We start from the raw sequence: 10,335 nt of genomic DNA, 5'->3' as shown, positions 1-10,335 counted from the left end.
AGCGTCAGAACTCCTATCCTTCCAGTTCAGAGGGCACTTTCTATAGCCGGGGTCCTGCCGGTCCGACCTTCATCGGTGGATCGAGGCTCAGTGACGTCGTTGGTGCGCACGCTGGATCCGGTTGGGCTCCGATCGTGGCCACTGCGGTCCACGCTGCGTCCTGCCCGGCAGGATGCACTCTTTGGCAGAGTACATCCTATAATGCGATAGCAGTGCGATGTGACACAAATCTCTTGATGTCCATTGGCATCACCCATGGTGATGGATGGGTGCTTAGGGTGGATCAAGAAAGTGTCTTGTGTTGGGCTCTGGAGCAAGGCGGGTCCCGGACCGCGCGCGGCGACGACCTGCTCCAGTGGCGAGCTATCAGGGTGACGACTGGTCGGTGTCCGCCTTGTCGGGAGCTTTTCGTCGGCGTGGCCGACCGTAGCTCGTTGTGCATATCGTCGTCAGGTCGATCCGATGCCCTACCTGGCACGTAATTGACCACCTTGGGTTGCGCGGCAGTGTGTATGCATCTCCTGCTACTGCAACTGGTTGGAGGGTCGATCGTATCGCTTGACGGTTACCTGTCCTAGTTCGGTCATTCTTCTGCCTGATATACCGCGTCACTGCTTCGGAAATGATCGATACCATTGACGAGTGCAACTTCTACAGGTAGCCTCACTGGGGAGGGTGAGCGGAGCCTTCTTGTTGCTAGCATTTCACTTCCTTGGTTCAAGCTGCTCCATTGATGCGGGGGCATAGTTCAACTCTGGTTCTGTCGTGGCCGGCAAGCGAACGCACTGGAGGGGTTGGCATGGAGTTCTGGATCCTGGGTAGAGTGGCGGTCGGATCCAGGGATAAATTGATCCACTTTCGAAGTGGAATGCAGTGTTCGCTTCTGGCGGCCTTGCTTGCTGCTGAGGGGCAGGCGGCTTCGGCCGGTATGCTGATAGCCGAGCTGTGGGGAAATGATCTGCCTGATCAGGTTGAGAACGCGCTACAGGCGCACGTCAGCCGGCTACGACGGAAGCTCCAGTCGATCGAGCCCGAGCGTGCTGCGTCCCGGCTCCAGGCCCAGACGTGCGGCTATCGTCTCGCCTTGGACGGCGCGAGCGTGGACGCGATGACCTTTACGTCGGCGTTGAATGACGCGAGAGCTGTGGCGTCGTCGTGCCCTGCCGAGACCGCCTACCGACTGCGGTCGGCTCTGGCGCTGTGGCGTGGCCCAGTCTTCGGCGGCGTTGCGGTCGGGCTGACTGCGCAGGCCGCCGCAGCCCGCATCGAGGCATCCCGGATCGCCGCCCTGGAACTGCTCTTCGACATCGAGTTGCAGCTTGGTGGGCACACACAAATCGTGCCGGAGTTGACTGCACTGGTCCGTGCCGAGGCGCCCAACGAACGGCTCTGCGAGCAGCTGATGGTGGCCCTCTACCGGTGCGGTCGCCAGACCGATGCGCTCAGCGTCTACCAGTGGATGCGCAACCGGATGGCAGAAGAACTGGGGGTCGACCCGTCTCCCATGTTGCGTAATCACGAGCGGGCCATCCTGTCCCACGATCCGGAACTGCGGCCCAACGAGGACCACCTGATCCTTCGGGACCGGGTGGGCTGACCCAGATGGGGCCGCGCGCTGCTGCCGCTGCGAGCCTTCATGCCGCAGAGACACATGCGTCTCACTGCGGTATTCCGCCTGACCGCAGCGTTCAGCCGCCGACGACGGGTGCCAGGGCCGGGTCAAGTTTTTCGGCCCGGTCTCAGATCCGGTGGTGACGAAGAGCCGTCCGGCTCGTTGACACCCGCGTGATCGACGCCACAAGCTCGCGCAGACAGTGCTTTCGGGTCTTTCCTCGCTGGTCATCGAGGATGTGGTCGACGAGGGCGAGCGGATCGTGGTGCGGGCACGGACTCCACACGGCACTGCTGTCTGTCCGATGTGCGGCGCTCTCAGTCGGGGCGGGTGCACGGATACCACCTACGGAGCGTCACCGACCTGCCGGTCGACGGACGGCAGGTCGTCCTCCGGGTCCGGGTACGACGCCTGGTATGCCCTACCCACAGCTGCCGACAGACCTTCCGCGAGCAGACCCCCGGAATCCTGGAACGCTACCAACGACGCACACACCGGCTGTCCCAGCAGGTCCTCCCGGGTGCAAACCGGCCCGGCCTCGGTCATCGCGGGGACGCGGCGCAGGCCGCCGCAGCTCGTGCAGGCTTTCCAACTGCGGGATCATTCCACCAGCAGGGCTGGCAGATGGGGTGGCCGTTGTCGTTGCGGCGGGCCGGGGGCCGCAGCTTCCCGCATCGACCGCATTGCATGGCCACGGCCTTGCGGGTGCAGCCGGCGCAGAGTCGTAGGCTGTTGAACGGGCGGCTGAGCGGGCGCTGTTTCTCGCAGCGCGGGCAGAGTGGCGCGACCACGGTCGTGGCGCCGGCCCGGACCAGGGCATCGACGAGGCGCAGCACGCCGGGCAGCGTCGCAAAATGCCCGACCCGACCCAGAAAGAGACCATACCGGCAGCCACATGCTCGCCCGGCTTCGCCGCATTTCACCCCGGGATCGTGTCTGATTCACATTGATCCCCACATCGACGGACATCGCGTCCGCCGAGCCGCCGCCCCGACGCCGTAGGCCTCCTGCATGACCGAACGGCGAGCCTATCCGTCCGACCTGTCCGACGCCCGCTGGGCCCTGATCGCACCCCGCCTGACCGCCTGGCGACAGGCCCGCACCGACGCCGGCGTCAGCGGCCGCACCCCCACCCACGACCTGCGCGACATCTTCAACGCCATCCTGTACGTCAACCGCACCGGCATCCCCTGGCGCTACCTGCCCCACGACTTCCCGCCCCACCGCACCGTCTACGGCTACTTCGCCGCCTGGAGTAAGGAAGGCATCTTCACCGAACTCAACTACCACCTCACCGGCCTCGTCCGCGACCACCACGGCCGCACCATCCAACCCACCGCATCCATCATGGACAGCCAGAGCGTCAAGACCTCCTCCAATGTCCCGCTGTCCACACAGGGCACCGATGCCGGAAAGAAGATCGTAGGCCGCAAACGCGGCATCATCACCGACACCCTCGGACTGCTCCTCGCCGTCATCGTCACTGCGGCCAGCGCCAGCGACAACGCCATCGGCATGGACCTGCTCGACCAGGCCACCACCGCCTACCCCACCCTGACCAAGACCTGGGCCGACGCCGGATTCAAGAACCGTGTCGTCGAACATGGCGCCGCACTCGGCGTCGACGTCGAGATCGTCACCAAGGACCCACAGGCCAAGGGCTTCAGCGTGGTCAAGCGCCGATGGGTCGTCGAACGCACCCTGTGCGCCGCGAGGCGCCCTGTTGTATCCCCGGTGCAGCCGGGAGGGACTTGGAGGGAGGTTCCTGGGTCGAATGGCTTACCTGACGCTGAAAGGCTGAGGAGACAAGAGCATGCCAGCTAACCCGGCGACCGGGTCCAGCGGTCAGGGACGGTGTGCCGGGGGGGACCCGCGTGATATGGCGAAAGCTGGATTGCCTGAACCCTAATCTCCAGTCGATGCAAGTTCCCATCCACCGGAAAGACCTCTGAAACCGGTGCTGTGCTCTGCGTCGGAATCGAAGTGTGGGCTGACGCAACCTCCAGAGCGCGGGGCGACGCCCAGCGAGGGTGTTGAAGGAGATGAGTGGGGCGCCTACGTCACGCTGCTACGTACGACAGGGACGAACGCGGGATCGCCTAACGGACGCGAGTCCTATGGCGACGGAGGCCTCGTAGTAGTCGCCGGAGTAACGCCCGGCCAGGGAGGGCGGGAAAGCCGTCTACACGGGCGAAGGGGGCCAGGTGATGGGACACCACCAGATCGGGAGGTATGCGTAATGCAGAGCGCCGCAACGGTGCTGGGTGTCCTGCGTGAGCGCGGCAGGCGCGGTCTGCCGCTTGACGAACTGTATCGGCAGCTGTTCAACCCGCAGTTGTATCTGCTGGCCTACGGGCGCATCTACGCCAACCACGGCGCGATGACTCCGGGGGTCACGCAGGAGACCGTGGACGGCATGTCCCAGGCGAAGATCGGCCGCATCATCGCGGCGATGCGTCACGAGCGATACCGATTCGCCCCCGTCCGGCGGGTCCACATCCCGAAGAAGAACGGGAAGACCCGTCCGCTGGGACTGCCGACCTGGTCGGACAAACTCGTCGGCGAGGTGGTGCGCTTGTTGTTGGAGGCGTACTACGAGCCGGCGTTCTCCGACCGGTCCCACGGATTCCGGCCACGGCGAGGCTGTCACACCGCACTGCGGGAGATCGCCAACACCTGGACCGGGACGGCCTGGTTCATCGAGGGAGATGTCGCCGACTGCTTCGGGTCGCTTGATCACGATGTGATGGTCACGATCCTGTCGGAGAAGATCCACGACAACCGGTTCCTGCGGCTGGTGCGTAACATGCTCACGGCCGGATACCTGGAGGATTGGAAATGGGGTGCGACTCTGTCCGGGGCTCCCCAGGGCGGGGTGGCCTCGCCGGTCCTGTCCTCGATCTACCTGCACAAGCTGGACCAGTTCGTCGAGACGGTCCTGATTCCGGAGTACACCCGAGGGGGACGCAGGGCGCGTAACCCTGCCTACCTGGACCTGCAAAACCAGCTGGCCAAGGCCCGGCGACGTGGTGACCGCCCACTGGCGCGAGCACTGCGACGGCGGATGGTCAGCCTGCCCAGCGCCGACCCGGACGATCCGGGATACCGGCGGCTGCGGTATTGCAGGTACGCAGATGACCATCTGCTCGGGTTCACCGGCCCGAAGGCCGAAGCTGAGGAGATCAAACAGCGCCTGGCCGAGTTCCTGCGTGACGACCTCAAGCTCGAACTCTCCCAGGACAAGACGCTGATCACCCACGCCCGCACAGGCGCGGCCCGCTTCCTCGGCTACGAGATCACCGTCCAGCACAACGACACGAAGAAGACCAGCCGTCACCGACGTATCAACGGTCAGGTCGCGCTGCGTGTCCCCCTAGACGTGATCAAGGCCAAGTCCGCCCCCTACCTGCACCGCGGCAAACCCGCCAAGCAGAAGGCCCTGACCAACGGCAGCGACCACACCATCGTCGCCACCTACGGGGCCATCTACCGGGGCATCGTCCAGTACTACCTGCTCGCCGGTGACGTCTACCGGCTTCACCGGCTGCGCTGGGTCATGGAGACCTCCATGCTCAAGACCCTGGCAGGCAAGCACCGCTCGACGGTGACGAAGATGGCGGCCAAGCACAAGGCCAAGATCCAGACACCATACGGGCCACGCACCTGCTTCGAGGCACGCATCGAACGCGACGGCAGGCAGCCACTGGTCGCACGGTTCGGTGAAACACCGCTCCACCGGCAGAAAACGGCGACGGTCACCGACCGCCAGCCGTCCCGGGTCGACTACCCGCACAAGGAACTCGTCACGCGACTCCTCGCGGACGTCTGTGAGGTCTGCCAGCAACCCGGCGAGGTGGAAGTCCACCACGTCCGCAAACTCGCCGACCTCGGCCAACCCGGGCCGCTACAGCCCCAGTGGGCCAAGGCCATGGCCAACCGGAGACGCAAGACCCTCGTGGTCTGCGCTTCCTGCCACAGCCTCGCCCATACCGGGCAACCAGCCACACCGCTCACGCAGTAGTCACTGGAGAGCCGGACGATCGGGAAACCATCAAATCCGGTTCGGCGGGAGGCCGCGCGGAAAAGGACCAGCCCAACGGCTGGCACCTCGCCGCGCGGCCCACCCATCCGGCTGGCTTATGCACCACCGCCGACTCGTACGCGACTACGAAGCCCGACCCGACAACTCCGCCAGCATGATCACCATCGCGATGATCGACAACCTCGCCAAACGACTCACCGCCGAAACCACCCCAACCTGGCGATACGGCTAAACCCGCATTACCGGCAAAATACGTGAATCAGACGTCCTCTCAGACCCGCGCTCATCCACGGCAGGCACTAAATGGCCCAAGTCGGGTCTGCGGCATACCGCCTGACCGGCAACGCTCAGCCGCCGGCGGCGGGCGCCTCCAGGGCCAGATGGCTTACCTCGGCCAGCGCCTCGTCAGCTCGGGCGGCGAGTGTCGGGTCGTCTGGTGCTGCGCAGATTGCGGCGAACAGTTCGACGACCCGGCCCAGTGCTGCGGCGAGCTGTGCTTCTCTGTCGTTCGTCATTGTTCCTCCTGTGTGACGGCTGCCTGCGCTAGAAGGCGTTCGATGCCCGGAATATATGGGCAAATCCCGCAATGCTCGCCGGCCCGTGGAAGGCGACGTACTCCGGTATGAAAAGGTCCGGTGCCCACTTCTCCTTGTACGCGAGCTGCGACTGCGCGGGGTAGACCGCTTCGCCGTGGTGCCACAGCAACTCCATGAAGCAACGGAAGCCGGGGTCGTGGCCGGGCAACTCGCACTCGCGGCGGAGCCCACTGAACGGGGTGAAGCCGAAGTGGATCCAGTCGACGCCCTCGGTGCGAAACGCGTCGATCGCATGCATGTTGATCGCTTCCATGATGCCAGGTAGGCGGCTGGGCAGCCGCCGGCTCAGGTCGTGCATCCAGCCCGACCTGTTGCCGTACACCGGCGAGTAGGAGATATAGCCGACCGGAGTCTCGTCGATGAACCCGATGAACATGCGCCGGTGCGGCTGCATCGCGTCGGCGTACTGCCCGACCAGGTACTCCAGCGGCCGAGCGTGCTCACCCTTGCTGCGGAGCCAGACCTGGTCGATCTCCCGCAGCGCAGGGAACCACCGGTCGTCGGTGGCCTCGGATATGGTCAGCCCCGCCCGCAGCGCCCGCGAGATCTTGTTGCGTAGCTGCATGAACTTCGTCCCCCGCAGTGAGAAGCCGGCGAGGCTGCGTGCCCACGAGGCGCCGACCTGGTTGACGGTGAAGCCATGTCTGAGATAAATCGAAGCGTCGGTCTGCTGCAGTTGAACCGACACTACGTCGAGGCCACCGTCCCTGGCCATGGCGAGGAACCCGGCGAGCAGGGCGTGGTACGAGGCCGCAGGCGCGAACGGTCCACCGAACTGGACGAGGAAACGTCCTGACCTGCGGTAGACGATTACTCCTTGATGGTCAGGTAGCTGAAAATAGGAGTTTCCGTCGCTTACCGCCAGGAAGGAGCTCGGATTCTCCGCTGTAGTGAAGCTGCGAATAGCGTGGAGGACGGGGTTTTCCGTGGTGAGGGTGCCAGTCACTTCATGCTCCTGTCCGTGGAGTATCGAATCGAGTACACCTCGCGCTTCCGGCTCAGTCAAGGGGGCGTCGGCGCAGCTGGTAACGGCAGGTCGGAAGGTGTCAGTGGTCTGTCAGTGTGTCGTCAGCGTGGGGCTGCAGGATTGGTCACATCGGAAGCGAGACCGAAGGTCGAAAGCAGATCGGTCAGAGGTCGGACTTTTGATGAGGAGAGGTACCCGAAGTGGTCTATTGGGGGCCGGGTCCGCCCGGTCGGGCATTGCCCACGCAGCGTTCGAATCCTGCCCTCTCCGCAACCGGCGACGTTCAGAAGAGAGCCTCGATGCGACGAAGAAGGACGGTTGTCCACCGTGCGTTGCTGATCGCCAATCAAATGGCCGGCACAAACAGCCCTGCGCTGGTGGCGAAGTTGGTTGCGCTGTGCCGGCGCTTCGTGGCGCGGGTCGAGATCCATTTGACCGCGGGACCCGGCGACGCAACCGAGGTCGCACAGCGGGCCGCGACCCGTCCCGAGACAGACCGGCCGGAGATCGTCCTGGCGGTGGGCGGTGACGGAACGGTCCGCGAGGTGGTTGCCGGTCTGGTCGCGGCGACTCGGCTGGCGTCGGTCAGTGGGGCCGGTGGCAACAGTCCGGACAGGCCGGACACGACACCTGCCCTGCTGGTAATTCCAGCCGGCACCGGCAACTCGAACTACCTCGCCCAATGGGGGAACCTGCCCTGGCCGGACGCCGTGATGGCGGCGTTGTCGCCGACCCCGGCCGCCGCAGGGACCGGAAGCCGGCTCCGGGGAGAAGTGCGATTGCTCGACTTGTGCCGGCTTGTCGAGACTGACGCGCTGGTGATGCTGGGTGCCTGCTCTGGGCTCATCGCCAAGGCACTGACGATCGCCCCCGACGTACCACTGACCGGCCGATCCCGCTACCAGGTGGCGTTGTCGCGGGCCGCTGCAGGCTTTGTCGCCTACCCGGGGCGGGTCGAGGTAGACGGCACGGTCGTACACGAAGGACCCACCGTGCTGGCCAACGTCGGTGGCGGCCGACATCGAGGAGGCCAGTATGAGGTACTGCCCTACTCGGTGCTCGACGACGGGCTGCTCGACGTCTGCGTCATCGGCGCCGACGTCGCACCGGTGGACGTACCCGAGTTGACCCGCAACGCCCAGCATCTGGCCAGGCCGGGGACGGTGTACTCGCGTGGCCGCCGGATCGTCGTCAGCAACACCGCAGGAGACCCGCTGTGGTTCGAACACGACGGTGAGCTACTGCCGATGAGCTGGCCGACAGTAACGCTGGACGTGCTGCCGCAGGCCTTGCCGGTATTCTGCCGGGCCGGTCGACTCGGCCGGTCCGACGGCTCCCGACCGGGCGCGGGGTGAGTCGTTGGTCGCTCAGCGGCACGACCGACCGGCGCCGTCGTCAGCCCAGCTCGGCCCGACACTGCTCGGCACTCTCGCCCGGTGGGCCGCTCAGGTACGGTTCGCCGACCTCCCGAAGCCGGTGGTCGAACTCGGCATCAGCCAGATCATCGCTCAGATCGCGGCCATCCGAGCAGGGCTGCAGCACTCTCTCGGCAGCAGGCTGGTCCGCGCGTACGGCCCTGTTCTCCAACGGGATCCGCGGCACTCGGCCGCGACCCTGGCCGCCGTGGGGTCGTGGCTGAATCTCGACGACACCGCGTACGCCGGCCATCTCGCACCGTCCACGGTAGGCGTACCACTGGCCTACGCCGCCACCGGCCGGATCGATGGGCGGACCCTGCTGACCGCCGTGATCGTGGCCAACGAATGCGCCGCCCGGATCACTGCCGCCGCCACCCTGGGGCCGCTGCGGGGGCAGAGCGCGATGCACACCCATCTCGTCGGCGCAGTGGCCGGGCGGTTCGCCTGCGTGAAGGCACCCGCCAAGTGCTGGGCCGACGCGATGAGTCTGGCACTCGCCGCCCCGCCCTGGCCGGTCATGCACGGATTCCTCGGCGGTGAGGCCAAACTGCTGCACGTACTGGTACCGGTGCGCTCGGCCATGGACGCCTGCGACGGTGCCATCGCCGGCCTGACCGGTCCTGCAGACCTGTTGGAGCATCCCCGGGGATTCCTCGCACGGTTCGCGTCGGTGCCTGTCCCGCAGGTCGTCACCGACCTGCTGGGACAACGCTGGCATACCGAGACGCTCTCGTTCAAGCTCCGTCCAGGCGGCCCGGGCATCGACGCGGCCGTCGACTGCGCGATCGCGCTGCATCGCGAGGTCGACCCGGCCGCGATCGTGGACGTCGAGGTCGCGGCGTCGGTGTACACACTGTTCGCCGCAGAGCAGGTGGGCGACTACCTCGACGGCCCGGCCAGCCCGCTCAGCTCGCTGCTCCTCTCGACCGGTTATCCGGTCGCCACGGCGCTACTGACCGGCGACCTGACCGTGGCCGACTTCGACCACCCGGCGATCGCGGATCCGGCGCGTTGGACACTCGCCCGGCGAGTGCGCCTGCGGCACGATCCGGCGATGACGTCGGCCCTGCTCGAATCTGTCGCTCCGTTCGGCGCCGCCCTGTTGCAGGCGGGCGAACGGGCCCGACCATGGCTGCGTCAGTTCGTCGGCGACGAGTTGGCAGGATCGGCGCTACCCGACGGCTGCGGCGTCGGCACCGACGGGACGGCCCAGCCGGACGAACTTCCGCCGGCTCTGGTCTCCTTCCGGCACGCGGCCAAGGCCACCCCGGCCCGGCTCGTGGTCTGGCTCAACGACGGGCGGTCGGTGAGCAGGGAACAGATGATCCCGATTGGCGGCGCCGGGCCCGAAACCCGCCGGTCCCACCGCGAACTGGTCCGCGCGAAGTTCGCTGCCAGTGGCGGCGCTGCCGACGTCGCCGAGGAGTTCGAGCACCTTGCCGAGATCACCCCACGACGGTTGGCGGGGCTGGTCCGCGACGCCCTGCGCTGACCCTCGCGGTACCCAGTCGCGTCGGCGGCGCCGTCCACGTGTCTCATGTTTCGTCGGCTCGACCGGTCGCCGGACACCTCTCGACGTCTTCCTGGACTGCGGCTGCTTTCCGTGATTCTGGAGGACTTCCCAAAACTATTTCCAGGTCGGTTCAACGCAATCCGTAAACGCGAAAGATCTCCAACTTGGTTACCGTAAGTAATGTGGC

General features: G+C 66.0%; 6 protein-coding genes, 1 tRNA gene and 3 pseudogenes. 8 read left to right on the top strand and 2 right to left on the bottom strand.

Going from position 1 to position 10,335, the window contains the following annotated elements; translation table 11 throughout:
* Positions 1-799: 799 nt before the first annotated feature.
* From ACXAHD_RS29235 to ACXAHD_RS29215, 5 genes and pseudogenes are all read left to right on the top strand, one after another.
* Positions 800-1,597, top strand: a complete 798-nt coding sequence (locus tag ACXAHD_RS29235; protein ID WP_281551237.1) for an AfsR/SARP family transcriptional regulator — start codon at positions 800-802, stop codon at positions 1,595-1,597.
* A gap of 217 nt (positions 1,598-1,814) precedes the next feature.
* Positions 1,815-2,125: pseudogene (locus tag ACXAHD_RS29230) on the top strand (transposase family protein); the annotation flags it as partial.
* A 498-nt stretch (positions 2,126-2,623) separates the two neighbouring features.
* Positions 2,624-3,316: pseudogene (locus tag ACXAHD_RS29225) on the top strand (IS5 family transposase); the annotation flags it as partial.
* Between the two features lie 535 nt (positions 3,317-3,851).
* Positions 3,852-5,633, top strand: coding sequence for a reverse transcriptase/maturase family protein (locus tag ACXAHD_RS29220; RefSeq protein WP_475054642.1), 1,782 nt, complete (start codon positions 3,852-3,854; stop codon positions 5,631-5,633).
* A gap of 109 nt (positions 5,634-5,742) precedes the next feature.
* Positions 5,743-5,886: pseudogene (locus ACXAHD_RS29215) on the top strand (IS5 family transposase); the annotation flags it as partial.
* A gap of 115 nt (positions 5,887-6,001) precedes the next feature.
* On the opposite strand, the gene ACXAHD_RS29210 reads toward ACXAHD_RS29215, so the two are convergent.
* The gene (locus tag ACXAHD_RS29210) at positions 6,002-6,169 is read right to left on the bottom strand and encodes a hypothetical protein (RefSeq protein WP_281551235.1); all 168 of its coding nucleotides are present in this window, start codon (positions 6,167-6,169) and stop codon (positions 6,002-6,004) included.
* 28 nt (positions 6,170-6,197) lie between these two features.
* Entirely contained in the window at positions 6,198-7,196 is a 999-nt protein-coding gene (locus ACXAHD_RS29205; protein ID WP_281551234.1) for a bifunctional lysylphosphatidylglycerol flippase/synthetase MprF, read from the bottom strand.
* 206 nt (positions 7,197-7,402) lie between these two features.
* On the opposite strand from ACXAHD_RS29205, the gene ACXAHD_RS29200 reads away from it, so the two are divergent.
* The 3 genes from ACXAHD_RS29200 (at position 7,403) to ACXAHD_RS29190 (ending at position 10,127) form a co-directional block, all read left to right on the top strand.
* Positions 7,403-7,487, top strand: a tRNA-OTHER gene (locus tag ACXAHD_RS29200).
* Between the two features lie 29 nt (positions 7,488-7,516).
* Entirely contained in the window at positions 7,517-8,572 is a 1,056-nt protein-coding gene (locus tag ACXAHD_RS29195; RefSeq protein ID WP_281551233.1) for a diacylglycerol/lipid kinase family protein, read from the top strand.
* Between the two features lie 4 nt (positions 8,573-8,576).
* On the top strand, positions 8,577-10,127 hold the full coding sequence (locus ACXAHD_RS29190; protein ID WP_281551232.1) for an MmgE/PrpD family protein: 1,551 nt from the start codon (positions 8,577-8,579) through the stop codon (positions 10,125-10,127).
* Positions 10,128-10,335 lie beyond the last annotated feature (208 nt).

It is taken from the genome of Micromonospora sp. ABR4_055 (genome assembly GCF_056160425.1).
Note: the sequence above shows the minus strand (reverse complement) of the source record. Positions and strands in the feature narration are given on the sequence as shown.

Excerpts from the sequence above, each read along its gene's own strand:
- ACXAHD_RS29235 (WP_281551237.1), top strand. The coding sequence starts at position 800 with ATGGAGTTCTGGATCCTGGGTAGAGTGGCGGTCGGATCCAGGGATAAA.
- ACXAHD_RS29220 (WP_475054642.1), top strand. The coding sequence starts at position 3,852 with ATGCAGAGCGCCGCAACGGTGCTGGGTGTCCTGCGTGAGCGCGGCAGG.
- ACXAHD_RS29210 (WP_281551235.1), bottom strand. The coding sequence starts at position 6,169 with ATGACGAACGACAGAGAAGCACAGCTCGCCGCAGCACTGGGCCGGGTC.
- ACXAHD_RS29195 (WP_281551233.1), top strand. The coding sequence starts at position 7,517 with ATGCGACGAAGAAGGACGGTTGTCCACCGTGCGTTGCTGATCGCCAAT.